We start from the raw sequence: 24,698 nt of genomic DNA, 5'->3' as shown, positions 1-24,698 counted from the left end.
GGGGCTGGCACGGCGGCGCCGGCTCTGGCACGTTGAGGCACGTGACTGCCGAGGTCGTCCCGTCCGTCGCCCCGCGCGACTGGACCGCGGAGCCTGCCGACGTTCTGCTCGCCGACGGCACCATCGCGGTCATCCGGTCGCTGCGACCCGACGACCGCGACGCCGTGCTCGCGCTGCACGAGTCGGTGTCCGTGGACACCCTGCGGCTGCGCTTCTTCTCCCCCAGCCGGGAGGCCGGTCGCCAGTACGTCGACCACGTCTTCGCCCCGGACAACACCGGGTCGGCGGCACTGGTCGCCCTCGTGCGCGGGCGGGTCGCCGGGCTCGCGACGGCCGAGCTGCTCTCCCCCGACAGCGCCGAGGTGGCCTTCCTGGTCGCCGACGAGGACCGGGGCCGCGGCCTGGGCAGCCTGCTGCTCGAGCACCTGGCCGCCCTGGGCCGGCGCCACGGGGTGAGCCGCTTCGAGGCCGAGGTCCTCGGCGACAACTACGGCATGCTCCGCGTCTTCCGGGCCGCCGGGTTCGCGGCGACCCGCAAGACCGTCGAGGGCGAGGTGGCGGTCGAGCTCCGCACCGACGCGTCCCGCGAGGCCGTGGAGGCCGCCGACCGTCGCGAGTGGCGCGCTGCTGCCCGGTCGTTGCAGCCGCTGCTCCACCCGAAGAGCGTCGCGGTGGTCGGAGTACGCCGCTCGGCCGGGGGCTTCGGCCACGGTGTCCTCGAGGCCATCCGCAGCTCGTCGTACGCCGGGACGCTGCACGTCGTCCACCCGGAGGCCGAGACCATCGACGGTCTGCCGACCAGCCGCAGCCTGGCCGAGCTCGACGGTCCCGTCGACCTCGTCGTGGTCGCCGTACCTGCCGACGGGGTCGCGGACGTGCTGCGCGACGCAGCCGCCAACGGCGCCGGCGCCGCGGTCGTCATCTCGTCGGGCTTCTCCGGGACCGGCAGCGACGAGCGACGCTTGGAGCTGCTCGGCCTGGCCCGCGCGCACAGCCTCCGCCTGGTCGGCCCGAACTCCCAGGGCGTCCTCGACAACGCCGACGGGCTCAACGCGACCCTGCTGCACGACGTGCCGGACGTCGGCGGCCTCGCCGTCGCCTCGCAGTCGGGCGGCATGGGCTTCGCGCTCCTCGACCTCGCCCGCGACGTGGGGCTCGGCGTGCACGCCTTCGTCTCGCTCGGCGACAAGGTCGACGTCTCCAGCAACGACCTGCTCGCCGCGTGGATGGACGACGACGCGGTCGCCGCGGGGGCTCTCTACCTCGAGTCCTTCGGCAACGCGTTGAAGTTCGCCCGGACCGCGCGCCGCTTCGCCGAGCAGAAGCCGCTGCTGGCCGTGGTCGGCGGCCGCTCCCGCGCCCGCCAGGACATGACCCGGGCCTCCACCGTCGGTGTCGGCGTCGACGCCCTGCTCGACCAGTCCGGGGTGATCGCGTGCCGCACCGGCGCCGAGCTCACGGAGACCGCCCTGCTGCTCGTGGAGCAGCCGCTCCCCGCAGGACTGCGTGTCTGCATCGTGTCCAACACCGGCGGTGTCGGCGCGCTCACCACCGACCGGGCCGACCGCCAGGGCATGGTCGTCGCGCCGCCCTCGGCCGAGCTGCAGGCCGCCCTGCGCGAGGCGGCCCCGGGGGCGGTCGACGTCAGCAACCCGGTCGACCTCGGTGCCGACGTGACGCCCGCGGAGCTCACCGCGGCGCTGCGGGCCGTGCTGGACGCCGGCGAGGCCGACGCCGTCCTGGTCATGCTCGTCGCCAACCGGCTCACCGACCGCGACGCCCTGTTCGCCGCCGTCGCGGCGGCGCGGCCGGCCGGTGCGGACGTGCCGCTGCTCCTCGTCACCCCCGGAGCGGCCTTCGACGCGGCCCGGGGCTTGCCGGGCGTCACGGTCTACCGGACCACCGACGCGGCCATCGGGGCCCTCGGCCGCGCGATGCGCTACGCCGCATGGCGCCGCGTCCCGGCCGACCAGCCCGAGGTCGAGCTCGGCACGCGTGGTGTCCACGCCCGCACCTGGGTGCGCTCGCGGCTGGCGGCTCGTGGCGGCGAGCCGGAGTGGCTGGCCCCCTCCGCCCAGGCCGAGCTGCTGGCCCCCTACGGCATCCACCTCGTCGGCCGACTCGCCGCCGGCCCCGACGAGGCCGAGGCCGTCGCCGCGGAGATCGGCTACCCGGTGGCGGTCAAGGTCGCCGACCCCACGGTGCTGCACAAGTCCGACCGCGGTCTGGTCCGCATCGACGTACGCACCGGGAGCGACGTCGCCGACGCCGTACGACGCTTCGCCGAGGAGCTCGGCCACGACCGGGTGGACGTGCTGGTCCAGCCGTTGGTGCTCGGCCACCTCGCCTCCGTCGGCCTGGTGCGCGACCCGCAGCTCGGTCCGCTGGTCCGGGTCGGCGGCGTCGTCGGCGGGCCGGTCGGCAGCTGGGCCGACGAGGTGCTGCTGCTGCCGCCCGTCGGCGCGGCGGACGCCGCCCGCGCCGTACGCGCGCTGCGGCTCTGGCCGCAGCTCGTCGGCGACCACGGCCTCGAGGAGGTCGACCTCGCGCCGCTCGAGGCCCTCGTGATGTCGGTGGGCCGCCTGGCGGTCGACGTCCCCCACGTGGCGGACCTGACGCTCGAGCCCGTCGTCGTCAACGCGCACGGACTCTTCTGCGTCGACGTCAAGCTGCGCATCGCCGAGCCGCCCGAGCTCGACACCGGTGTCCCCCGGCGGCTGCGCTCCTAGGGTCGTGGGCGCAAACCGGTTGTGGTTCCGCGTCCCCGTCGAGAACGATGCCGCGGTGACCTCCCACCCGTGGCCCATGCGCGTCGGCTCGCTCCTCCTGCGTGAGGCGACCGCAGACGACGTCGAGCACCTGCTGTCCTTCCGCAACGACCCGGAGGTCAACCGGTTCATGATGCGCACGAGGGTCGACCCAGACGAGTTCCGCAAGGACTGGCTGGCGATCCCCGGCAGCGACCGCGACTTCTCGTGCGTCGCAGAGGTGGACGGCGCCGTCGCCGCGATGGGCTTCCTCGAGATCGAGGACGGCATGGGCCAGCCCGGGATGCCCGAGGGCACCGAGGGGATGATCGGCTACATCGTCGACCCGCGCTTCGCGGGCAGGGGCGTCGCGAGCGACCTCGCACGTGGGCTGTTGGCGGCCGCGTTCGGCCCCCTCGGCCTGCGGCGCGTCACGGCCGGCTGCAACGCCGACAACCCGGCGTCGGTGCGGGTGCTCGAGAAGTCAGGCATGAGGCGCGAGCAGCACGGGGTCGAGGACTCCTGGCACGCCGAGCTCGGGTGGGTCGACGGCTACCAGTACGCCATGCTCGACCGCGAGTGGCGGGCACTGCACGAGCGGTCACCCAGCAGCTAGCGTCCGGGCCACGTCCTCGCTGCGCCTCACCCCTGGTCGCCCGCCTGAAGCAGGCTGAGCACGGCGCGCGCGGCCGCATCGGTGGCTCCGACGTCGACATGCTCCTCCTGGCGATCCGCCACCTGCACGAGCACGACGTGCCCGCCCGAGCGCGAGGCGAGGCTGAGGAAGTGCGTACCGAGGACGTCGAGCAGCTGGTCGAGACGCGGCAGCCACACGGCCTCGCGCTCCTCCACGTCGTCGAGCGCCCACTCGGTCGTGCCGTTGAAGGCGAAGATGCGCCCGGTGGGCAGGTCTCGCACCTCGACCACCATGTCACTGACGGTGAACACCGGCTGGTCGAGCTCGCGCTCGGGCAACCAGAACCGGTCGCCGTTGTCCGGCGACCAGGTGAGTCCGGCGTCGTGCAGGCGGCGGGCGAGGTCGAGGGAGATCACCTCGCCAGTGTCGCTCAGGCCGGGTTGTGCGGCATCGGGCCGCCCACCCTGGCGGCATACGACCCTCCCGCCGCCCACCCTGGCGGCATACAACGCGTCACAGGCCCGATCCGCCGTCGTATGCCGCCACCCTCGGGCAACGGACCGTCGTATGCCGCCACCCTCGGGCAGCGGGATGTCGTATGCCGCCACCCTCGGGCAACGGATGTCGTATGCCGCCACCCTGGCGGCAGCCAGCACCAGCTACTGCGCCCCGCGCACGACCGCCAGCGCCTGGCGCGCGATCTCCCACTCCTCGTCGGTGGGCACGACCAGTACGGCGACGTCGGACCCGTCCGCGGACACGAAACGTGCGTCGAAGGAGCGGGCCTCGTTGCGCTGCGCGTCCATCACGATCCCCAGCCGCGACAGGCCGTCGAGGGCGGCGGCGCGCAGCACGGCGCTGTGCTGGCCGACGCCGCCGGTGAAGACCACGGCGTCCAGCTCACCGAGGGCGGCGTAGTAGGCGCCGACGTACTTGCGCACGCGGTAGGCGTAGACGTCGAACGCGAGGGTGGCGGCCTCGTCGCCGGCCGCGCGCCGCTGGGTCACCTCACGGAAGTCGTTGGCGCCGGCGAGCCCGAGCAGGCCGGACTCGCGGTACAGGGCACGGTCGATCTCCTCCAGCGACCAGCCGAGCTCGCGGTGCAGGTGGCCGTGGATCGCCGGGTCGAGGTCGCCCGAGCGGGTGCCCATCACCAGGCCCTCGAGCGGGGTCAGCCCCATCGAGGTGTCGACGGACCTGCCGCCGCGGACGGCGGCCGCCGACGCCCCGTTGCCGAGGTGCAGCACCACCAGGTTGGTGTCCTCGACCGGGCGGTCGAGCAGCTCGGCGGCGCGGCGCGAGACGAAGGCGTACGACGTGCCGTGGAAGCCGTAGCGTCGGATCCGGTGCTTCTCACGCCAGGCCACCGGGACGGCGTAGGTGTAGGCGTGCTCGGGCATCGTCTGGTGGAAGGCGGTGTCGAAGACCGCCACCTGCGGCACGTCGGGGAAGAGCCGCAGCGCCACCCGCAGGCCCTCGAGGTTGGCGGGGTTGTGCAGCGGCGCGAGTGGCACGAGGTCCTCGACCGTGTCGAGCAGGCGGTCGTCGACGACCACCGGCTCGGCGAAGAGGTCGCCGCCGTGCACGACCCGGTGCCCGACCGCGGCCAGGTCGTCGCGGTCGATCGCCGGCCCGTGGCGGTCGAAGGCGTCGAGCGCCGAGCGCAACGCGTCCTCGAAGTCCGTGACGTGGCGCTCCTCGGTGTGGTCGTGCCCGCCGACCGAGTGCATCAGGGTGGCGCTGTCCTCGCCGATGCGCTCCACCGAGCCGGTCGCCTCGGCGACGCCGGTGGCGCCGTCGAGGAGGCGGTACTTCAACGACGACGATCCCAGGTTGAGGACCAGCACCCGATCCGTCACGACCGCTCCTGTGCCTGGATCGCGGTGATCGCGACCGTGTTGACGATGTCGCGCACCAGCGCACCGCGCGAGAGGTCGTTGACCGGCTTGCGGAGGCCCTGCAGCACCGGGCCCACCGCCAGCGCGCCGGCCGAGCGCTGCACCGCCTTGTAGGTGTTGTTGCCCGTGTTGAGGTCGGGGAAGACGAAGACGGTGGCCCGCCCGGCGACGGCGGAGTCGGGGAGCTTGGTGCGCGCCACGGCGGCGTCGATCGCGGCGTCGTACTGGATCGGGCCCTCCACGAGCAGGTCGGGCGCCCGCTCGCGGACCATCGCCGTCGCCTGGGTCACCTTCTCGACGTCCGTGCCGCTGCCGGAGGTGCCGGTGGAGTACGACAGCATCGCGACGCGCGGCTCTACGCCGAACGCCGCGGCGGTGCGCGCCGATGCGATCGCGATGTCGGCGAGCTGGGTGGCGGTGGGGTCGGGGTTGACCGCGCAGTCGCCGTAGACGAGCACCTGGTCCTTGAGGCACATGAAGAAGACCGACGACACCACCGACACCTCGGGGACGGTGCGGATCACCTCGAGCGCCGGGCGGATCGTGTGCGCGGTCGTGTGCGCCGCCCCCGACACCATCCCGTCGGCGAGGCCCAGCTCGACCATCATGGTGCCGAAGTAGGACACGTCCACGACGATGTCGCGCGCCGCCTCGAGGTCGATGCCCTTGTGGGCGCGCCGCTGGTGGTACTCCTGGGCGAACCGCTCGCGCAGCTCCTCGTCATAGGGGCTGAGCAGCCGTGCGGTGGAGAGGTCGACCCCCAGGGCCGCGGCCTTGCCGCGGATGACCATCGGGTCGCCGAGCAGCGTCAGGTCGGCGACGTTGCGGCGCAGCAGGATGTCGGCGGCGCGCAGGATCCGCTCCTCCTCCCCCTCCGGCAGGACGATGTGTCGACGGTCGGCGATCGCGTCGTCGAGGAGCTGGTGCTCGAACATCAGCGGGGTGACGACGGACGTGCGGGCGACCTCGAGCCCGCTCATCAGCTCCTCGCCGTCGACGTGTTCGGCGAAGAGCGTCAGCGCCGTCGCGATCTTGCGCGGGGAGTCCTTGTCGAGGCGGCCCCGCCGGTTGGTCAGCGCCGTCGAGGTGGCGTGGGTGCCGAGGTCGGTGGCGATGATCGGCAGGGTCACCGCGAGCCCGTCGAGCAGGCGACCCACCTGCTCCGGCAGGTCGAGGCCGCCGTTGAGCACGATGCCGGACAGCTGCGGGAAGCTCGCCGACTGGTGGGCGGTGAGGACGCCGAGGACGATCTCGGGGCGGTCGCCCGGCGTGACGACGAGGGCGCCGTCGAAGAGCCGGTCCAGCACGTTGGGCAGCGTCATCGCGGCGACGACAAGACCCGGCACCTCTCGCGCCAGCTGGCCCTCCTCCCCCCGGACCAGGCGTCCGTCGCAGGCCGTCATCAGGTCGCCCACCGAGGGCGCGCTGAGCAGCGGCTGCTCCGGAAGGGCGAAGGCCGGGACGCCCTCGCGGCGCAGCGCCGCCGCCGTCCGGTCGGTCGCCGAGGGGTCGACGCGGTTGGCGATCACCGCGAAGAGGCTCGCGTGGTTGGCGGCGAGCTCGGCCTGGGCCATCGCCGCGGCCGTGCAGAGCTGGTCGACGTCGCGCCCGTCGCCGTTGAGGACCAGCAGGACCGGCGCACCGAGGTTGGCGGCGACCCGGGCGTTGAAGGCGAACTCCGCCGGAGCACCGACGTCGGTGTAGTCGCTGCCGACGATCACCACGGCGTCGCTCTGCTCGGCGACCTGGTGGTAGCGCGCGACGATGCGGTCCATCGCGCCCTCGGGGTCGGCGTGCACGTCGTCGTAGCTGACGCCCGCGCACTCGTCGTACGTGAGGTCGACCGCGTCGTGGGAGACGAGCAGGTCGAGGACGTAGTCGTGGACCTCGCCCGTCGACGCCTCGGCGCGGACCACCGGCCGGAAGACGGCCACCCGCGCGACGCGGCGGGACAGCTGCTCGAGCACCCCGAGCGCCACCGCGGACTTGCCGGTGAACCCCTCGACACCGGCCACGTACACGCTGCGCGCCATGGCCCGAGCGTAGCGAGTCGCGGTCGCCCGGCGGTCCCAGGGCCACGCCGCCCGTGCCCGCCGATGTCACGAGGGAGGCGCAGCATGACCGGCAGCACCACTACCTTCAGCGGGTGAGCTACGGCAACTGGCACATGCGGCGGCGCGAGGAAGGCGGACCACGGTGAAGGACTCCGACCTCCTGGCCCCCGCGTCCGACCGGGAGCAGGCACCCCGTCGCGGGTCGGGCGCCGCCGTACCACGGGCGGAGTGGTGGCGCGCGGCACGGTTGTGGGCGGTCGTGGGGTGCTTCATGGCCGTCGGCCTCGCCCGGTCCGTCCAGGTCGGCATCCCGTTCCGGGACCCGCACGGATCCTTCCTGGTGAACCGGGTGTCGCTGACGCTGGCGGTGTTCCTCGGGTTGCTGGCACTCGACGGGCTCGTGCGCACCGGCCGTCCCCGGACCCTGCGTCGCGTGGTGTCGACCGTCCGGCACCGGTGGTCCCCGGGCCGGTTGGCCCTGGCCTGGGCGGCGCTACCGGCCTACCACCTGACCTACTTCACCTACCGCAACCTGAAGAGCTGGGACGTCCTGAACGCACCGCGAGACGCGATGCTGACCGGCTGGGACCGATGGCTGTTCCTCGGCCACAGTCCCGCCGTGCTCCTCCACGACCTGCTGGGCCAGCACACCGCGGCCTGGGTGCTGACGGCCTGGTACCAGGCCTTCCCCATCCTCGTCATCGTCGCCTACCCGGCCGCCGTCGTCCTGGCGACGCGCATCCGGGACGCGTACGTCGGGATCGCGGCGTTCGTGTGGGTGTGGATCCTGGGCACCGCGACCTACTACCTGATCCCCTCGCTGGGGCCGTTCCGGGCCGAGCCCGCCGACTTCTCCGGCCTGCCGCACACCGTGATCCAGGACAACCAGGCCCGTTACCTGGTCCAGCGTGAGCACCTGCTCGCGAATCCCCACGTCGGCGACGCGTACGCCCAGGTCTCGGCCTTCGCCAGCCTGCACGTGGGCGTGACCGCCACGATCCTCGGGCTCGCCTGGTGGCACGGGCTGCGCCGCACCACGATCGTGCTCGGCGTGTTCCTGGCCGGGACGATGGTGGCCACCGTCTATCTCGGCTGGCACTTCGCCGTCGACGTCCCCGCCGGGCTCGCCATCGCCGCCCTCGCCTGGTGGCTCGCGCCGCGCACTGTCGGCGTACGTGGCCGTCCCGCCGACGGTCAGTCCGCTTCCCAGTAGGGGCCCTTGCGGTAGTTGTCCCGCTCGACCGTGGTGATCGGGCGACGCACCGTGACCCACTTCTGGCGCAGCTTCCCGTCCTCGTCGCGCACCCACTTCTCGACCCGGAAGTTGGCGTACGTCGTGGTGTAGGCGTTGCGCGAGTTGCGCGGGTTGTTCCACTGGTAGTCGAAGTTCTCGAGGTACTTGTTCGCCACCCGCTCGCCGCGCACGGTGAACCAGATCTCGTCGTTGGCGGTGCTGAGGCTGGCCCAGTTGGACGACCCGGTGAGGACCATGCTCGTGTTGGGGACGCCGTTGTACGTGCCCTGGATGATGAAGTACTTCTGGTGGCTGTAGTAGTCGAGGATCAGGTCGTCGACACCGTCTGCGTTCAGGTCGAAGTTGTCGTCGGTGTTGTAGTCCAGGCCGGTCGACCGCAGCGGGATCCTCCCCCGGGCCGTGGGCGCCGCGATGACGCCCTTGGTGTGGTAGCCGATCAGTCCGTAGCTGACCCGGACGTCGCAGCCCTGGGCCCACTTCTTCCGGATGGCCGCGGCGAGGTAGTTGCCCCGGTTGCCCCGCATCGTGTGCATCGAGAGGGCCAGTCGGGTGCGCGTGACGCCGCCGGCGCCGTCGGGGGTGAGGCACTGGACCTTGTTGAGCAGGTCGAGGACGAGGTCGTTCTTGGGGCCCGACACCCGCGGGAACGCCCAGGCGGTGTCCTTGTCGACCGAGTCGTCGCAGACGCCGGGGATCGTCTGGGTCCCGCAGAAGAAGAGGGGCTCCTGACGGGTGTCGTAGTCGTTGCGCATGTCGTTGAACAGGGCCACGAACTGGCGGTAGAGCTCGTGGTTGCCGGACGTGAAGTAGAGGTCGTTCCACTGGTGCCGGTCGGCGTTCAGCGTCATGTTGGCCGAGCCCACGGCCACGATGTCCTTCGACTTCCCGGCCTGGCTGAAGGAGTAGAACTTGGAGTGCAGGTTGTTGAACTCGTTGGCGGCGCCACGGCAGCTCTGCTTGCACTTGTAGATGAAGCTCTTGTCCTTGCGGTTCCTGCCGATCTCGGCCCGGATCACCTGCATCGCGCGGTTCTCCCAGTGGTCGTTGAGCAGCATCTGCACCTTGACGCCCCGGCGGTGGGCCTCGACGAGGGCGTTGGCCACGGGCATCCGGTCCAGCGAGTAGACCGCGATGCGGATCGTCGAGCCCTTGGGCGTGTGCCGGATCGTGTCGATGACCTTCCGCTCGATCCGGAACCAGCCCTTCTTGAGGTGCGGGTCGTTGAAGTAGGGCCCGCTCGGGGCCTCCCACTTGCGCCAGCCGCTCCCCCGCAGCTGACCCGGCTCGTCGGTCGCTGCCTGGCTCGCTGCCCCGGGAGGCGCGTACGCCACGGACGCGGGGGCGGTGCCGACGGCGTACGTGCCGAGCAGGAGGCACAGGGACAGGACGAGCGACGTCAGCTTCGGCACGCGGCCCAGCATAAGTAGCGCTCCGTCACGATCCGGACTGCACGCGCCCACTCCGTGGACGGGCCCCCGCGTCAGCGGCGCAGGCGGCGCGCCGCCTTCGCGAGCACCGAGGATCCCTTGCCTGCCCTGAGCGCCTCCAGCTCCGGGGGCAGCTCGATCGTGCGGCCGGTCCGCTCGGCGAGGTCGGCGGTCAGCTCCAGGAAGGCGCCCGCGTCGCGCCGTCCCGGCAGGACCCCCACGACCTGCTGCAGGGCATCGAGCACAGGAAGTACGGCGGCGTCGTCCGCCCGGGCGCAGTCGGCCAGCCCGCCGCTCACCCGCTGCCCGACGACGACGTCGTCGCCGAGCAGGAGGGCCGCCTGGCGTCCCAGGGCGGCGCCGTCGAGCACGCCGTGGCGGGCGAGGTCGAGGATCGCGTCCTGCGCCGCGGTCCGGCCGCGGGCGTCCTTGGCGGCGAGTGCGAGCACGAGGGCGGACGACGCCGGCGGTCCGTTCGGGGTTCTGGCTCGCGCGAGCGCATCGACGACGGGGACCACGCACGCGCGGTCCCTGCTCAGGTCGCGGTGGAGGTACGGGTGCGCGTGGGCGGCCAGCACGTCGTGGTCGTGCGGCAGGAGGGCTGCCCCCAGCCCCAGGGTCTGCTCGAACGGCGACTCGTACGCGCCGTAGTCGACCTCGTGCCCGACCGTCCGTCCGGGCGCCGACCTGGCGAGGATGCCGGCAGCGGCGTCCCCCTCGCTCCCCCGCGCGTCGCGGAACACGACCACCTCGCGTGTCGAGTCCCAGCGCTGGCGCTGGTTCGACACCACGTCCCGCGCCCAGTCCGGTGCCGGCCCCTCGCGCACCCGGGCAACCGCTGCGGACCTCCGCAGCGAGCGCGGGACCTCGACGGCGGCCCGGTCGGCAGGCGGCACCCGGAGCAGCGCGACGACGAGCTCGAGCTCGAGCACCGGGTGGGACCGGTCCACCCCGCGCACGCGGCGTACGAGCTCGTCCGCGTCGAGGGTGAAGTCCGCCCTGCTGGGCAGCGCGACGCTGACGTGCCTGCCCTGGCGTACGGCGTGGGCGACGGCTGTGAGCCGCCGCCCGAGGGCCCCCACCAACGACTGCGGGGCCGCCGGCTGGGCGGGGTAGATCGTGTGCCCCAGCACGATCGGCCAGTCGGCGTCGCGGAGGCGCCTGCGCGGGGTCAGCCAGGCCAGGGTCAGGACGCGGGCGGCGATGCGTGGGTCGTCGTCGTAGTAGGTCGACTCGGCGGCTCGTGCCTCGAGCAGCTCCCAGGTCAGCGGCCGATCGTCGGCGAACCGCAGCAACCCGTCGATCGCACGCTCCATCTCGAGGGGCTCGACCTCCTCGTGGAGCCCGAGCAGGACCTCCGCGAGCTCGTCGGCCGACTCGACCGGTGCGACGAGCGGCGCCTCTGGCCGCGGTTCCGGCGGCACCGCGACGAACCGCGCGGGATCCGGATCGGGGGCCACCTCCGCGCCGAGCCGGGCGAGCACCTGGGCGGCCTGCTCCCGGACGTCGGCTCGAGGATGGTCGAGCGCGATCCGCGCCGTGTCCACGACGGAGACGCCCGGAACGGCCTTGGCCAGCTTCTCGAGGAGGCGGAGGTGCGCCGCCACCGATGCCCGGTCGGTGCGCCCGAGCGTGGCGCGGCTCGCGGCGAGGAAGGGCTCCGTGGCGAGCCGACGGTCCGGCACGAGGCGGAGCAGCTCGCGCTGCGCGGTCTTCACGGACGGGCCGTGCTCGACGGTCAGCAGGCGCACGTAGGTGTCCTGGCGCTCGTCGACCTCGTCGACCGTCGGCGCGAGGGCGTCGTGCATGCCGACGTACCACCCGAGGTCGGCGGCCGCCCAGTCGCGCAGGGGCGCGGCGAGGACGGTGTCGAGCAGCCGACCGCGGTCGAGCCGGCCTCGCTCCACCAGCGTGAGGAGGGCGACCCGCCACGTCCCTTCGGGGAAGGGGGTGTGGTGCGGCCGGTGCTCGTGGGTGCTCTCCTCGAAGGTGTCGTGGTAGGCCAGCAGCCGCCCGGTGCGCTCGGTCGCGAGCATCCGGAGCAGGTGGTCACCGTCGAGGCCCGGATCGGCGTCGAGCTCCTCGACCAGGGGTGTCCTGGGGTCGCGGATGATGCCGTCCGAGGCTCCGCGCACCGTGCCGCGGAAGTACTCCGGGTGGTCCGGCGCGGGCGCGGCTCCCACGCGGACGAGGTCGCGGGCGAGACGCCAGTTCCACGCGCCCTCGGCCTCCAGCAGGCCCTCGACGAGGTCGGGCAGCCAGGCCGGGTCGCGGGCCTGCAGGATCGCGACCGCGTGGTCCACCGACGTCCGGCGGAACCACCCCAGTCCCTCGGCGCCGACCAACGCCTGCCGCCACCCCTTCGCGGTGGCCAGGACAGCGAGCGCCGCGTGGGTGGTGGAGACCCGCGTCGGGTTGCCGCGGGTGAGCCAGCCCCGCGCCTTCGGCCCCAGCGCCTTCCGGTCGCCCTCGGTGAGGTCGAGCAGCACGGACACCACGTGGTCGGTGTCGTCGCGCTCCAGCTCGGCGACGAGGTCGTCCGGGCTCATGCCTGCTGCCTCCGGACCAGGTCGACCGCGAGCACGTGCTTGCACGGTCCCCTGCTCCCCCGGTGCCTGGCGTACCACGGGCAGGTGCAGCGATCGCCTCCGTCAGTGCGGCGTACGACGTGGTCGGTGTCGCCGCTGCGCACGTGGGCGCTGTCCCCGTCGAGCCTGACCGCGCCGGCCTCGACCAGGGCGGTCGCGTCCCGCAGCCGGGGGTGCATCGTCGCGAGCCGGTCGGCGTCGTAGGGCAGCTCGCGGTGGAAGTACGCCGTCTCGGCCGCGTCGTAGCCGACCCGGCCGGCCGCGCCCAGTCGGCCGAGGGCACGCGTGACACGGCCCTCGTCGAGGCCGGACTCGGCGGCGAGGCGGGCGACGTCGATGCGGGGCTCGAAGGCGAGCAGGGCCGAGACCAGGTCGGCGTCGTCGGCGGACCGCTCGTCGGCCAGGTCCCAGAGCACGCCCCCCTCACCGGAGAAGCCACGGCTCGACTCGGGGCTGAGCGCGAGGACCAGGCGGGCGTCGTCCAGCTGCAGCTCCCAGACGCCGGTGGCGCCCTGCGCGTCGTGCGGAGCGGCGTACGCCCGCAGCGACCGCGCGAAGCGCAGCAGGGGCTCGAGCGGCTTGAGGCGGTCGAGCCCGGAGAGCGGGACGCCGTCGGGGGTCGGGCGCGTGGTGATCCGCAGCCCCCGGCCGGCGGCGACGACCCAGACCGGCTTGCGGCTGCCGGAGCTCGGCATGCTCCGGACGAAGCGCCTGGCCTCGGAGGCGGCCACCTCGAGGACCGGGGCGACGGTGGCGGAGGCGAGCTGCACCTCGGCGAACCCCTTGAGCCACCGCTCGGGCAGGGGCACCTTCTTCTCGGTGACCTCCGCGTCGAGGGTGCGTACGACGACGTCCTCGCCCACCTGGAGGTGGAGCGGCTCGAGGCCGCCGATCCGGGCGAGCGCGTCGCGCATCGGCGGGTTGAAGTCGACGTTGGTGGTCCCCGTGTCGAGCACCGTGCCGTCGAGGCTCCCCGGGAGGGCGTCGTAGCGGGCGTAGACGCCGCAGCACGCCGAGAAGCTCTCGAACCGGAGCCGGTCGCCGTTGCTGGTCACGACCGGGTCGGCCGCCCGCAGGATCGCGGCGAGCATGCCGGGCGGGGTGTAGAACCGGGTCCGGGCGACCTTGGCGACCGCGAGCAGCGCGGCCGCGGCCTGCTCGGGATGTCCGAGGAACCCGTCGAAGAACACCGGGTGGGCGGCCGGGCCCGTCGCCGTACGACCACCGCTGGTGGCGAGCACCAGGTCGGTCCGCCCGTCGCCGAACACGAGCGCCGACGGACGGGCATAGGTGTAGGTCTGCTCCTCCGTCGTGGCCCCCATGGCGAGAACCTAGCCGAGCAGGAGCCTCGCGGTCCTCGCTGCCGCAGAACTGCCCGAGAAACCGCCCAGCCACTGCCTCAGCGCCGGGTCGGTGGCGCGGCGGTCGAGGCGGATCAGCTCGTCGCGCAGCAGCTCGAGCAGCATGTTCAGCCAGCGGTGGTCGGACGGCAGCTGCGGCAGCAGGTGGGTCAGCAGGTCGACCGCCGTGCGCGCGCCGCCCGGCGCCCGGGCCACGGAGGCGAGCGACTCCGCCCACCTGGTGGTGGGCCACGCCGGGGCGTGGCGCGCCATCACCGCGGCGACCTCGTGGACGGGGACGCGTCCGGAGCCGGCGAGGTCGAGGAAGGCGTCGACGCCGTGGAGCCGGTGGGCGCGTTGCGTCGCGGAGAGGCCGGCAGCGAGGGTGGCCGCGGCGAGCGTGCCCATCCGCCCCGGGTGCCGAGCCAGCGCGTCGAGGGTGCGCGGCACGTCGTGCGCGGTCTCGGTCCAGCTCGGTGACTCCAGCACGGTCAGGCAGGTCAGCGCGAGGAAGTGCTCGGCGTCGTGCGGCCAGATGGCCGCGAGGGCGGGGATCCAGTCGCCGAGGAACCTGCTGCTCCACCCGCCACCCCACTGGTCCGACGTCCGGGCCTCGAGCTCGGTCGGCTGGTCGTCGCCGGGCCTCGAGGTGGTGGCCGTCGTGAGGGCGAACCGTGCGTGGAAGGACCGACGCTCGCGTCCGTCCTCCTGCCACGTGTGCGTCACGATGTCGCCGCTCAGTCGCGGCGCCTCGCCGTCGTCGTACGACGCCCGCGACCGCTCGGCTGCGAGCCACCACGCGGCGGGACCCTCCCGCCCGCTCCGCAGGAGCTGTCGGGGAGGCTGGACGCCGTCGAGCGCGAACCGCACCGCGGCGGGCAGCGTCCCAGCCGCACGGAGGGCGTCCTCGCGACCGTCGGGGTGGAGCCGCAGCAGCGCCGCGACGAGGTCGTGGTGCCGGGGTCCGGCTCCCTCCTGGCCCTGCAGGCGTTCGACGAGAGCCGCGGCGCTGACCCAGCCGCCGGGCAGGTCCGGCGTGGCGAGGAGCGGGGCGGTCGAGGTGCGCGCCTCGGAGATCCGCCGCGCGACGAAGCGAGCGGCGTGGTGCTCGGGATCGGCGGGCGGCACCGGCTCCCCGAGGACGTCGAGCACGAGCCGCGCCACCTGTCCGGGCAGCCACGCGTCGCCCACCATGGTCCGCGGGCCTCGTGCGAGGACGGCCCGGGCTCGCTTCCGCAACGGCTGGAAGACGCCCTCGGTGCCGCGTGCGACGAGGCCCGCGACGACCGCCTCGAGCTCTCCCACGTCGGAGGCGTCCTCGAGCAGGGCGGCGAGGCGCTCCGCGAGGTCGTCGCCCGAGACCGGGGGCGGGAGCGGTGGGAGGTCCTGCTCGCAGAGAGCGTCCGGCGCGGGGCTCGCGTCGGCCCGCAGTCCGAGCTCCTGGCGCACGCTCGGCGTGAGGGCGTCCGCGGCGGCGCGGACCGCGTCGCCCTCGCCGAGGTCGGCGAGCAGGGCGGCGGCTGCCCGCTGCACGTCCGGGTGCGGGTGTCCGAGCGCCGATCGGGCGACCTTGCCGACGGCGCCCGGGTGCTCCGCGCGCGACGCCCGGGCCAGCGCGAGTGCGGCCGCGGCGGTGCCCTTGGCCTTGACGAGGGTGGCCGGTGGGAGGGCGTCGAGCGTCGGCCCGGTCTCGAGCAGCCCGGCCTTCTGCACACGCGTCAGCTGCTTGAGGGCGAAGGCGACCGTGGCCGGGACGGCGGCGCCGAGCAGGCGGCGCAGCGCGTCCTGCGCGCCGGCCGTCTCCTCGACGGTCGGCTCGAGCGCCAGGTAGGTGGCGGAGAACCAGCTCGCGCGGTAGGCGGCGAAGTCCCTGCCGAGGGCCTCCAGGCAGCCGGTCAGCACGCGCCCGCGGTCGAGGGTGCCGTCCGAGGTCAGCTCCACGAACGTCCTCCACTCGTCGCCGCCGAAGCGGTCGACGTTCGTCAGGCTCACCTCCCCGCCGCCCTCGACCTCGAAGAACCGCCACACCGCACGATCGACGAGGTCGGGGTCGGCCCGCAGCGTGTCGGCCTTGCCCGGGCCGAGACCGCTGACCATGGCGAGGACGTAGGTGTCGTCGGCGTCGAGGTCGACCAGTCCGAGCCGCTCCAGCAGGCGCACCCGCACGAAGCGCTGCTGCGACCAGTACGACGTCGCCGTCGCGCGCAGCTCCCGGTCCACGAGCCCGTCCAGCCAGCGAGGCCTCGCGGCGTCGCCGGCGCGGTCACCGTCGGCGGCTGTGGCCAGCGCCCGGTCGATCACGTCGACCAGGGCCCGGTCCTTCTGCCAGGCGAGGTCGTACGACGCCTCGAGCACGTCCGCGGCGCCGCGGGCCAGCAACCCGTGCACCGTCGCTGGTGCGACGCCCTCGAGCGACGCGTACGACGGCAGCTCCCCCATGTCCGGCCCCCTCGGTCACCACGGACGAGGCCCTCCCCCGCCGCGCGCCCGAGTATTCCGTGCCGGACGTCCTACCGGGACTCCATCAGCTGCTTGAGCCGCGCCAGGTCCTGGGTCGTGGCTCGCCGCATCGCCCGCTCCATCACCGGTGCGCCGACGCGGGAGAACCCGGACGGGGTGCCGCGGTTGCGGAGCGTCATCCGCGTGCCGCCGTCGCCCGCGGGCTCCCAGGTGTAGGTCGTCTCCATCGGGAAGGGACCGTCGGCCGTCCGCATGACGAGCCGCTCTCCCGGCACCCACTCGACCACCTCGTAGGTGTAGGCAAGCCGACGTCCGAGGAACTGGGCCACGAAGTCCATCCGGGAGCCCGGACCCACCGGCGGCTCGGTCTGCCAGTCCACGGACCGGATGTTGGCGTACCACGCCGGGGCGTTGCTCGGGTCGCCGGCGTAGGCAGACACCTCGGCCGGCGAACGGTCGATCGTCGTCTCCACCTGGACATCGACACCCATGAGGCCATGATGCCGCGTCCGGGAGTGTCCCGTCGGCCGGTCTTCGCTCACGTTGGCGATGACGGCACCGCGACCCGGCGGGATGCTGGTGCTGTCTCGGGACCCACCGAGACAGGAGAAGCCCATGTCACACGCACGCCGCATCGCCGTGTCGCTCGCCAGCGCCGCGGCACTCGTCGGTCTCGCAGCCACCGGAGCCGCAGGCGGCCCCGCGCCGGACGTCCCGAAGCACCGGCACTACCTGCAGATCGGCGACACCCGGATCCCCATCGGGCCGCAGGTCTGCGAGAAGCCGTCGCTGCAGGAGGCGTTCAACCAGTTCCACGCCGGGGTGCACGTCGGGACCCCCGGCACCTTCGCCATGGACCACGAGCACAACGGCACGGACATCGTGGCCAGGCCCTGCTGACCGGACGAACTCGTACGGTCGGCGTCACCGATGGTCCGGGTCAGGCCGCGTCTACCTCGATCGGCACCCCGGCGAGGCGCCACTCGAGGAGCCCGTCGACCGCTCGACGCGCAGGGACCCCCTCGGCGTCGAGCAGTCGGACGGCGTCGTGGGCCAGCACGCAGTACCGGCCGCGGCAGTAGGCCACGACCTCGTGGGTGCGGGGCAGCTCATCGATCCGCTCGGCCAGCTCCTCGAGGGGGATGTGGACCGCCCCGGGGAGGTGCCCGGCGGCGTACTCCGGCTCGGGACGGACGTCGAGGACCACGACGTCGCCGCGGGCGAGCCGGCGCAGCAGCTCGTCGGTGTCGACGGCCGCGGTGTCCTCCGGTCCCAGGTAGGCGCGCCGGGCGAGCTCGGTGCGGGGACGGTGGCGCTGCGCCACCCGCCGCAGGTGGTCCCAGAGGCCGGCGACGTCGGTGCCGGCCAACGAGTAGTAGACGCGCTTGCCCTCGCGACGGGCCTCGGCGAGGCCCGCCTCCTTCAGCATCTGCAGGTGCGCGGAGCAGGTGCTCATCCCGAGGCCTGCCGCCTCGGCGAGGCTCTCGACGCTGCGGGGGCCCTGGCCGAGGAGGTCGATCAGCTCGAGCCGCTTGGGGTTGCCGAGGACCTTGCCGACGGCGGCGAACTCGGCGAACAGCGCATCCTTCCTGGCTCGGTCACCCATTCCCGATCACCTCCGTGGTCGACGCGTCCGGTCGGTGGCGAGTCTCGTACATGCGCAGCGCGACCACGAGGCCGGACAGGGCGGTGAGCGCCGCAACGGTCCAGACGGCGGCATGGACGCCCAGGGCGTCGGCGACGACGCCGGCCAGCAGCGCGCCGACAGCGAAGCCGCCGTCGCGCCAGAGCCGGTAGACACCGACCGCGCGGGCGCGCCAGGCAGGGTGCGCCACGTCGCCGATCGAGGCGAGGAGGGTGGGGTAGACCATCGCGGTGCCCGCACCGAGCAGCACCGCCGCGACGGCCCACCAGCCGAACGAGTCGGCGAGGGCGATGAGCGCGAGCGCCCCGGCCTGGAGCCACATGCCCGCGGCGATGAGCCACTTCCTGCCCCACCTGTCGGACAGCGCCCCGGTGACGAGCTGGCCGGCACCCCACACGGCCGGGTAGAGGGCGGCGAGGACGCCGATCCTGCCGACCGGGAGCCCGGCGCCGGCGAACAGGATCGGGAAGAGGCCCCACGCCAGTCCGTCGTTGAGGTTGTTGACCAGGCCGGCCTGGCTGGCCGAGGAGAGGGCGGGCTCCTTGAAGCTGGTCTGCACGAACACCTGGCCGTTGCTCAGCTCGCCGTGGAGGTGGTCGTGCCTGCCGTCGGCACGGGCGACGTGCCCGGTGGCCTCGAGCCGGGCGTGGCCCCGGGTCTCCTCGACGCCCAGCGTCGACAGCCCGAGGCCGAGGGCGGCGAAGGCGATGCCGAGGAAGAACGGCGCCGGGCGCAGGCCGTAGGACTCCGCGACGTAGCCGGTGGCCAGCGCGGTGACCGCGACGGCGGCGTAGCCGGCGGCCTCGTTCAGCCCCATGGCCAGGCCGCGCCGCGCCGGTCCCACCAGGTCGATCTTCATCACCACGGTCGTGGACCAGGTGAGGCCCTGGCTGATGCCCAGCAGCACGTTGGCGACGATGATCCAGGTCCACGAGGGAGCCCAGATGAGCATGAGGGGCACTGGTACGGCGACCAGCCAGCCCGCGACCAGGACCGGCTTGCGCCCGAAGCGGTCCGACCAGGTGCCGGCGAAGTAGTTGGTGACGGCCTTGGCGACCCCGAAGGCCAGGATGAAGCTCAGCCCCGCGGTGTAGGCGGTGATGCCGAACTCTTCCTGGCCGAGCAGCGGGAGCACGGTCCGCTCCTGGCCCAGCATGCCGCCCACGAGGGCGTTGACGACGACCAGCAGGGTGAACTGCGCGGCGTTCTGGCGCAGCCCCAGCTCGATGTGGCGCCCCTTGCTGGCGGAGCGGGGAGCGGAGGTCACTGGCCGGCCTCCAGGGCGATCGCGGTCGTGTCGGCCCAGTCCTCGGGTCCGCCCTCGAGGACGGTGACGTGGTGGTGCCCGGTGCGCGCCAGGAGGCTGGCCGCGCCCATCGCGCGCTCGCCGTGCCCGCACATCACCACCATGGGCTCGTCCGGCAGCTCGACGGCGCGGGTCGTCAGGGCGCCGAGCTCGATGTTGTCCGCGCCGGGAACGTGCCCTGCCCGGTACTCGCCACTCTGTCGGACGTCGAGGACCCGGGAGTCGTCAAGCACCTCCGGGCCCGCCACCGGGATCGAGCCCGTCGGCCTGTGGGCGGCCGTCCACGCGGACAGGCCACCGTCGAGCTCCCCGGCGAGCTGGTCGTAGCCGACCTTGCGCGCCTGCCAGATGATCTCGGCCGGGTCCTGGTCCGGGTCACGGACGACCACGATCGGACTGTCGGCGTCGACGAGCCAGCCCAGCCAGGTGGCGAACGCCGGCCGCAGCGGGATCGACAGGGACCCGGGGACATGGGCGGCGCCGAAGTCCGCGAGCGGGCGGACGTCGACGACCTGTGCCCCAGCCGTGACGAGGTGCGCCACCTCGGCCGCCGTGAGGGCGCGGAGGGTGTCACCCTCGACCGGGGCGGGGCCACGCCTGTTGATCTCACCGAGTCGCAGGAAGTACGGCGGGAACGTGCCGAGCGAGTCGAGCAGCTGCGCGACGAACGCGTCCTCGGACTCGGCACCCAGCAGGGAGTTCGTGGCCCGTTCGGCGCCGATCGTCGACGTCCGCTCCGCACCGGGTGGCGCGGAGCAGAAGGAGCCGGCTCCGTGGGTGGGCCACACGGCGACCACGTCGTCGAGCCTCGCCAGACGCTGCAGGGACCGGTACTGCGCCCGAGCCAGCTCCTCGGTGCGCTCCGGCGACACCAGGTCCGTGCGGGCCGCCGAGCCCACGATCAACGAGCCGCCCGTGAACACCCCGAGCGTCCGCGAGTCGTCGAGCAGCTCGTAGGCCAGGTGCTCGCGCGTGTGCCCGGGCGTCGCCAGGGCGCGCAGGCGCAGACCGCCCAGGTCAACCTCGTCACCGTCGGCGAGGCCTGTGTGCGGGTACTCCCGGCCCCCTGACGCGGACGCCAGCACCTGTGCCCCGTCGGCGCGTGCGAGCTCCACGGCGCCGGTCAGGAAGTCGGCGTGCAGGTGCGTGTCTGCGGCGTAGGCCACCGTCAACCCCCGACGTCGAGCGGCGTCGTGGAGGGCGCGCAGATCGCGACCGGCGTCCACTGCCAGCGCACGACCGTCGTCGAGGTCGAGGAGGTAGGCGGAGTTGCCCAGCCCCTCGTCGACGAGCGGGATGACGTTGATGTCGCCCACGACGCCTCCTAGGACAGGTTCGAGCACCGACCCGTTCAGGTTACGTCATTCCACAGTTCCATGGAATGTCGGAGCGAAGGTCACACCAGTGCGGCGGTGGCCGCGTAGCCGCCGGCACAGGCACCGAGTCCCACCGCCAGGCTCGCGACGCAGTTGGCCGCTGCCGTGAGCACCGAGCCCTCCTCGAGGAGCCGGACGGTCTCGTAGCCGAAGGTGGAGAAGGTGGTCAGTGCCCCGCAGAGCCCGGTCCCCACCAGGGCGAGCACCCAGGCCGGCGGAGCGAGGTCGACCGCCACGGCGGCAGTGATTCCCAGGACGAGGGAGCCGAGGACGTTGACGGTGAACGTGCCCCACGGGAAGACACTGTCGTGGCGTGACTGGACCAGGAGGTCGGTCAGGTAGCGCATCGGCGCTCCGATCGCCCCGCCCAGCAGCACCATCGCCACGGTCACCGGTCACTCCCCTGGCGGCCGGAGCCGTCGCGCCCGGCGTACCGGATGACCTCGACCGGCTCCAGGAGCACGAGTCCCTCGATGTCCAGCTCCTCCAGCTCGGGGAGGAAGGCGCGGATCCTCTCGTCGGTGTCGACGATGACGACCGCCACCGGGAGGTCCTCGCTCAGCGACAGGAGACGGGTCGTGTGGATGTGGTGGGACGCGCCGAATCCCTCGATGCCCCGGAAGACGCTGGCCCCGGCGAGGCCGGCCCGGTGCGCGCGGTGGACGATGTCGGTGTAGACGGGACGGCGATGGGTCTGGTCGGACTCCCCGACCATGATGGTCAGCCTGGTGGCCGGGCCTCGCAACGTCATGGTGTGCTCCTTCGCTCTGCGCCTGGGTTCGGGGGGCCTGGTGCGTCGCGGCGCCGTCGTCGACGCCGCGCCACGCGCACGACGGTGCGCGCGGCGAGGATCCCGAGCCACACCGCGACCAGGCCGGCGACCAGCGAGCCGGCCAGGTAGGTGAAGGCAGTGAGCTCCCGCCCTCCGGCGAGGAGGTCGCGCGCCTCGAGCATGTACGTCGAGAAGGTGGTGTAGCCGCCCAGCAGTCCGACGCCCAGGAACGGGCGGACGTAGCGATGAGGTGGCCACACGTCGAGCAGGAGCACCATCAGCATCCCGAGGGCGAGCCCGCCGGAGATGTTCTCCACGAACGTCGCCCACGGGAACGTGTCGCCGGACCACGGGAGCAGCTGGCTCACGCCCCACCGGGCGAGGCTTCCCAGAGCACCTCCGGCGCCGATCACGAGCAGGACGTCCCAGCGCGACCGGATCAGGCCGGGCGGGCGGCCGGCCCCACGCCGTCCGGGCTCGGGCACGTCGGGGTCGACGGGAAGCAGGTCCTCCCTGCCCTCCGCGATCGCCTTGTCCTCGGGCACACGAAACTCCTACCTCGCCAGGTAGGGACTGTTGGTGGCCCGGTGCCACGGTTGTCGGCGAGCCCCACCGCCATCGTGTGGGGCGATGTTACCCAGTCACCGCGTGGCGGTGGAGATCAGAGCGGGGAGAGAGCGGGTACGACATGGTCGCCGAGCGACCTGACGAAGGCGACCGAGTCACCGCGCAGCGGCATCACGTGCACCTCGTCCACGCCGACGTCCGCGAGGGCCCGCATCTCCTCGACGAAGGTGGCCGCGCCGGCGGCGTCCTGCCCGACCAGCCCGTTGTAGAGCACCGTCTTCCGGATCTCGTCGTACGGCCTGCCCTCCCGCTCGCACCAGTCGCGCAGCACGGCGAGCTTGTGGGCGACCTCGTCGGGCCCGGCCCCGGACGCGGCGAACACGTTGCAGGCATCGGCGTACTTCGCCACCAGGCGGAGTGTCTTCTTCTCACCACCCCCGCCGACCATGATCGGCGGCCGCGGCTGCCGAAGGGGCTGCGGCGAGTTGAGCGTCTCGGCGAGCTGGTAGTGCTTGCCGTCGAAGGGCCCGTCGTCGGTGGACCACATCTGGCGCACGACCTGGAGGGTCTCCTCGAGCCGCTCGAAGCGCTCGGCGAGCGGTGGGAACGGCACGCCCAGGGCACGGTGCTCCCGCTCGTACCAGGCAGCTCCGATGCCGAGCGCGGCCCGACCGCCGGAGAGCACGTCGAGGGTCGACACGATCTTGGCGAGCAGACCCGGGTGGCGGTACGTCACCCCCGTCATCAGCAGCTGGAGCTCCACCGACGTGGTGTGGGCCGCCAGGAAGCCGAGCGCGGTGTAGCCCTCCAGCATCGGATCGTCCACGCCGGACAGGAACTCGAGCTGGAAGTAGTGGTCCATGAAGGAGAGGTTGTCCACCCCGGCCTCCTCGGCCGCCCGCCCCGTGGCCGCCAGCGTGGGGCCGATCGCCTCCGGGCCGCCGGGGAGGGTGAAGTTCACCAGGTGCACGCCGAGCCTCATGACAGCTCCTTCGTGTCGGGAAGCGGGTCGGGATTCCATTCCACCCCGCATGACCAACTACTCCCCTCCGAGGGCCGATCGCCCCTGCCCACCCGCGGTCGCGAGGCGTTGGCTGGGCAGTGGGACGAGGAGGTGACGTCATGAGCGACATGTCGAAGGCTGAGGCGATGAGGGCGGCCCGCGAGGCGCGGGACCGTGATGTCTCGTCGCCGCGCACGTCGTCGACGACCGCGATCGAGGCGGCCATGAAGCGCTACCTGAGTGCCGAGCAGTACCACGAGCTCAGCGAGGAAGCCCGGGCGGCCGAGCAGGAGCGGACCGAGAGCCCCGACTGACGGGGTGGTCCCACGGGTCTGTGACGTGGCCCGCACAGCAGGCTGGGAGCTCTGCTCGCAGAAGCCTCAGAGCCTGGGCTGCCTTGTCCAGGAACGCGCCGGTCGCCTCGACGACCAAGCGCCGCGGGTGTCCGCTCCACGCCTGCAGGATGCGTTCGTCGATCTCGGCCGCGTCGTGCGCTGACTCGGTCCGCACGGGGTTCACGTGGTTGTAGCCGCGGCCCAGGGCCGGGGTCCTGAGGTGGATCACGCAGTCGTAGCGTGCCAGCTCGGCCTCGAGCGTGGTCCCGGCGGACTCCCAGAAGTCCTCGACCGGATCCGGCCAGTAGGCCAGCCCGTCGATGGTGCCCCGGTCGCACAGGACGATCGCGGCGTTGTGTTCCCCGCCGACTACCTCGAGCTCGCGCTGGAGGTGGACGATGGCCCGTTGCGCTGCCCGGCGGCAGGTGGGGTCGCCGTGGCGTGGGAAGCCTCCGCCGAAGACGATGCTCGCAGCTTCGGGGAGGACGTGCACGTGCTGGCACAGGGACGTGCGCACCATCTCCAGCACGGCGGTCTTCCCCGCACCGGGTCCGCCGGTCAGGACGATCCGGCGAGGGTGGTGGACCTCCGTGCAGCTGCATGGCATGTCTGAGGTCGCCGTTCAGTGGTCGTGGGTGTGGGTCGGGCTCGGCGACGTGCTCCGCGGGAGTACCGAGGTCTCCGCATGCTCGACCTTGCCGTGTCCACCGGTCATCGACTTGTCCGCGTGAGGATGTCCAGGCGCGTCTGGTACTCCTCCGCATCGATCTCGCCACGAGCGAAGCGCTCCTGCAAGATCTCGCGTGCCCCCGGGCTCCGGGTGCTTTCGGGGCGGCCGTTGCTCAACAGCGCGTAGACGAGAACGGCCAGGAGGATCCAGAAGCTGCCCATGCCGATGGTCATCATCAGCCAACCGCCCCACCCTGGGTCGTGGTTCCACCACATGGCGGTGTCCTTTCAGTCGGGTCCCTCGTTCATCGTCGACTCGACAGGGGCGCTGGCCACAGGGCAATTCGGTACAGGACCCGGACCCAAAGGTCCCGCCGCCCTTCCACCGAGCGCTCGACTCCTGTCGCCTCAGTGGACCGGCCACGCCCCGCGCAGCGCAGGACGCGCGCATGCAGAAGGCCCCCACAGTCAGACTGTGAGGGCCTTCCGGATTTGTAGCGGGGGCAGGATTTGAACCTGCGACCTCTGGGTTATGAGCCCAGCGAGCTACCGAGCTGCTCCACCCCGCGTCGGTGAACAGAACATTACAGGCCCGCCCTGCAGCACCCAAATCGGGGGT

Annotated in this window: 22 protein-coding genes and 1 tRNA gene; 5 read left to right on the top strand and 18 right to left on the bottom strand. The window is 73.0% G+C overall.

The features are described from left to right. The first annotated feature begins 41 nt into the window (after positions 1-41). Positions 42-2,729 (top strand): bifunctional acetate--CoA ligase family protein/GNAT family N-acetyltransferase, encoded by a 2,688-nt coding sequence (locus ACS3YM_RS04115; protein ID WP_439938806.1) that lies wholly within the window; start codon positions 42-44, stop codon positions 2,727-2,729. 55 nt (positions 2,730-2,784) lie between these two features. Continuing rightward, entirely contained in the window at positions 2,785-3,363 is a 579-nt protein-coding gene (locus ACS3YM_RS04110) for a GNAT family N-acetyltransferase (RefSeq protein WP_439938805.1), read from the top strand. 26 nt (positions 3,364-3,389) lie between these two features. Here the strand turns inward: ACS3YM_RS04110 and ACS3YM_RS04105 are convergent, their stop codons facing one another. The 3 genes from ACS3YM_RS04105 to pta all read right to left on the bottom strand — a co-directional run bounded on the left by ACS3YM_RS04105 (position 3,390) and on the right by pta (position 7,315). Further along, positions 3,390-3,800 (bottom strand): hypothetical protein, encoded by a 411-nt coding sequence (locus ACS3YM_RS04105; RefSeq protein WP_439938804.1) that lies wholly within the window; start codon positions 3,798-3,800, stop codon positions 3,390-3,392. Between the two features lie 243 nt (positions 3,801-4,043). Then, the gene (locus ACS3YM_RS04100; RefSeq protein WP_439938803.1) at positions 4,044-5,243 is read right to left on the bottom strand and encodes an acetate/propionate family kinase; all 1,200 of its coding nucleotides are present in this window, start codon (positions 5,241-5,243) and stop codon (positions 4,044-4,046) included. Further along, positions 5,240-7,315 carry a phosphate acetyltransferase gene (pta, locus tag ACS3YM_RS04095; protein ID WP_439938802.1) on the bottom strand — a complete coding sequence of 692 codons (2,076 nt, stop codon included), beginning with the start codon at positions 7,313-7,315 and terminating at the stop codon, positions 5,240-5,242. Before pta ends, ACS3YM_RS04100 begins: the two co-directional genes overlap by 4 nt. Before the next feature lie 163 nt (positions 7,316-7,478). On the opposite strand from pta, the gene ACS3YM_RS04090 reads away from it, so the two are divergent. Further along, positions 7,479-8,549, top strand: coding sequence for a phosphatase PAP2 family protein (locus ACS3YM_RS04090; RefSeq protein ID WP_439938801.1), 1,071 nt, complete (start codon positions 7,479-7,481; stop codon positions 8,547-8,549). Here the strand turns inward: ACS3YM_RS04090 and ACS3YM_RS04085 are convergent. From ACS3YM_RS04085 to ACS3YM_RS04065, 5 genes are all read right to left on the bottom strand, one after another. Then, positions 8,531-10,000 (bottom strand): phospholipase D-like domain-containing protein, encoded by a 1,470-nt coding sequence (locus ACS3YM_RS04085; RefSeq protein ID WP_439938800.1) that lies wholly within the window; start codon positions 9,998-10,000, stop codon positions 8,531-8,533. The two genes, ACS3YM_RS04090 and ACS3YM_RS04085, sit on opposite strands and share 19 nt — an antisense overlap. 71 nt (positions 10,001-10,071) lie before the next feature. Then, positions 10,072-12,567: a DUF6493 family protein gene (locus tag ACS3YM_RS04080; RefSeq protein WP_439938799.1), complete on the bottom strand. Its 2,496-nt coding sequence runs from the start codon at positions 12,565-12,567 to the stop codon at positions 10,072-10,074. Continuing rightward, positions 12,564-13,928 (bottom strand): SWIM zinc finger family protein, encoded by a 1,365-nt coding sequence (locus tag ACS3YM_RS04075; protein ID WP_439938798.1) that lies wholly within the window; start codon positions 13,926-13,928, stop codon positions 12,564-12,566. Before ACS3YM_RS04075 ends, ACS3YM_RS04080 begins: the two co-directional genes overlap by 4 nt. 9 nt (positions 13,929-13,937) lie before the next feature. Then, a complete protein-coding gene (locus ACS3YM_RS04070) occupies positions 13,938-16,385 on the bottom strand; it encodes a DUF6493 family protein (RefSeq protein WP_439938797.1) in 2,448 nt (815 codons plus the stop codon). Positions 16,386-16,456: 71 nt separating this feature from the next. Further along, positions 16,457-16,897 (bottom strand): SRPBCC family protein, encoded by a 441-nt coding sequence (locus tag ACS3YM_RS04065; protein WP_439938796.1) that lies wholly within the window; start codon positions 16,895-16,897, stop codon positions 16,457-16,459. A gap of 124 nt (positions 16,898-17,021) precedes the next feature. Between ACS3YM_RS04065 and ACS3YM_RS04060 the strand changes: the two genes are divergently transcribed. Next, positions 17,022-17,306 carry a hypothetical protein gene (locus ACS3YM_RS04060; RefSeq protein ID WP_439938795.1) on the top strand — a complete coding sequence of 95 codons (285 nt, stop codon included), beginning with the start codon at positions 17,022-17,024 and terminating at the stop codon, positions 17,304-17,306. Positions 17,307-17,346: 40 nt separating this feature from the next. On the opposite strand, the gene ACS3YM_RS04055 is transcribed toward ACS3YM_RS04060, so the two are convergent. The 7 genes from ACS3YM_RS04055 to ACS3YM_RS04025 form a co-directional block, all read right to left on the bottom strand. Continuing rightward, the gene (locus ACS3YM_RS04055) at positions 17,347-18,012 is read right to left on the bottom strand and encodes an ArsR/SmtB family transcription factor (RefSeq protein ID WP_439938794.1); all 666 of its coding nucleotides are present in this window, start codon (positions 18,010-18,012) and stop codon (positions 17,347-17,349) included. Then, positions 18,005-19,318 (bottom strand): MFS transporter, encoded by a 1,314-nt coding sequence (locus tag ACS3YM_RS04050; protein WP_439938793.1) that lies wholly within the window; start codon positions 19,316-19,318, stop codon positions 18,005-18,007. The genes ACS3YM_RS04055 and ACS3YM_RS04050 overlap by 8 nt, the downstream gene beginning before the upstream one ends. Then, positions 19,315-20,673, bottom strand: a complete 1,359-nt coding sequence (locus ACS3YM_RS04045) for an MBL fold metallo-hydrolase (protein WP_439938792.1) — start codon at positions 20,671-20,673, stop codon at positions 19,315-19,317. The genes ACS3YM_RS04050 and ACS3YM_RS04045 overlap by 4 nt, the downstream gene beginning before the upstream one ends. Positions 20,674-20,753: 80 nt before the next feature. Beyond that, positions 20,754-21,125 (bottom strand): fluoride efflux transporter CrcB, encoded by a 372-nt coding sequence (crcB, locus tag ACS3YM_RS04040; protein WP_439938791.1) that lies wholly within the window; start codon positions 21,123-21,125, stop codon positions 20,754-20,756. After that, positions 21,122-21,484, bottom strand: coding sequence for a DUF190 domain-containing protein (locus tag ACS3YM_RS04035; protein ID WP_439938790.1), 363 nt, complete (start codon positions 21,482-21,484; stop codon positions 21,122-21,124). Before ACS3YM_RS04035 ends, crcB begins: the two co-directional genes overlap by 4 nt. After that, on the bottom strand, positions 21,481-22,050 hold the full coding sequence (locus tag ACS3YM_RS04030) for a fluoride efflux transporter FluC (RefSeq protein ID WP_439938789.1): 570 nt from the start codon (positions 22,048-22,050) through the stop codon (positions 21,481-21,483). The genes ACS3YM_RS04035 and ACS3YM_RS04030 overlap by 4 nt, the downstream gene beginning before the upstream one ends. 116 nt (positions 22,051-22,166) lie before the next feature. Next, complete coding sequence (locus tag ACS3YM_RS04025) at positions 22,167-23,054, bottom strand: LLM class F420-dependent oxidoreductase (protein ID WP_439938788.1); 888 nt, start codon at positions 23,052-23,054, stop codon at positions 22,167-22,169. Positions 23,055-23,194: 140 nt separating this feature from the next. Between ACS3YM_RS04025 and ACS3YM_RS04020 the strand changes: the two genes are divergently transcribed. Next, a complete protein-coding gene (locus ACS3YM_RS04020; RefSeq protein WP_439938787.1) occupies positions 23,195-23,389 on the top strand; it encodes a hypothetical protein in 195 nt (64 codons plus the stop codon). Here the strand turns inward: ACS3YM_RS04020 and ACS3YM_RS04015 are convergent. From ACS3YM_RS04015 to ACS3YM_RS04005, 3 genes are all read right to left on the bottom strand, one after another. After that, on the bottom strand, positions 23,337-24,017 hold the full coding sequence (locus tag ACS3YM_RS04015) for an ATP/GTP-binding protein (protein WP_439938786.1): 681 nt from the start codon (positions 24,015-24,017) through the stop codon (positions 23,337-23,339). The two genes, ACS3YM_RS04020 and ACS3YM_RS04015, sit on opposite strands and share 53 nt — an antisense overlap. A gap of 104 nt (positions 24,018-24,121) precedes the next feature. After that, on the bottom strand, positions 24,122-24,316 hold the full coding sequence (locus ACS3YM_RS04010; RefSeq protein ID WP_439938785.1) for an SHOCT domain-containing protein: 195 nt from the start codon (positions 24,314-24,316) through the stop codon (positions 24,122-24,124). Positions 24,317-24,574: 258 nt separating this feature from the next. Continuing rightward, a tRNA-Met gene (locus tag ACS3YM_RS04005) sits at positions 24,575-24,648 on the bottom strand. Positions 24,649-24,698 lie beyond the last annotated feature (50 nt).

It is taken from the genome of Nocardioides sp. N13(2025) (assembly GCF_051912545.1).
Lineage (GTDB): Bacteria > Actinomycetota > Actinomycetes > Propionibacteriales > Nocardioidaceae > Nocardioides.
This window is presented reverse-complemented; position numbering and strand designations above follow the sequence as displayed.

Coding starts and splice junctions, on each gene's coding strand:
- pta (WP_439938802.1), bottom strand. CDS start 7,315: ATGGCGCGCAGCGTGTACGTGGCCGGTGTCGAGGGGTTCACCGGCAAG.
- ACS3YM_RS04080 (WP_439938799.1), bottom strand. CDS start 12,567: ATGAGCCCGGACGACCTCGTCGCCGAGCTGGAGCGCGACGACACCGAC.
- ACS3YM_RS04075 (WP_439938798.1), bottom strand. CDS start 13,928: ATGGGGGCCACGACGGAGGAGCAGACCTACACCTATGCCCGTCCGTCG.
- ACS3YM_RS04070 (WP_439938797.1), bottom strand. CDS start 16,385: ATGGGGGAGCTGCCGTCGTACGCGTCGCTCGAGGGCGTCGCACCAGCG.
- ACS3YM_RS04065 (WP_439938796.1), bottom strand. CDS start 16,897: ATGGGTGTCGATGTCCAGGTGGAGACGACGATCGACCGTTCGCCGGCC.
- ACS3YM_RS04060 (WP_439938795.1), top strand. CDS start 17,022: ATGTCACACGCACGCCGCATCGCCGTGTCGCTCGCCAGCGCCGCGGCA.
- ACS3YM_RS04055 (WP_439938794.1), bottom strand. CDS start 18,012: ATGGGTGACCGAGCCAGGAAGGATGCGCTGTTCGCCGAGTTCGCCGCC.
- ACS3YM_RS04035 (WP_439938790.1), bottom strand. CDS start 21,484: ATGACGTTGCGAGGCCCGGCCACCAGGCTGACCATCATGGTCGGGGAG.
- ACS3YM_RS04025 (WP_439938788.1), bottom strand. CDS start 23,054: ATGAGGCTCGGCGTGCACCTGGTGAACTTCACCCTCCCCGGCGGCCCG.
- ACS3YM_RS04020 (WP_439938787.1), top strand. CDS start 23,195: ATGAGCGACATGTCGAAGGCTGAGGCGATGAGGGCGGCCCGCGAGGCG.
- ACS3YM_RS04015 (WP_439938786.1), bottom strand. CDS start 24,017: ATGCCATGCAGCTGCACGGAGGTCCACCACCCTCGCCGGATCGTCCTG.
- ACS3YM_RS04010 (WP_439938785.1), bottom strand. CDS start 24,316: ATGATGACCATCGGCATGGGCAGCTTCTGGATCCTCCTGGCCGTTCTC.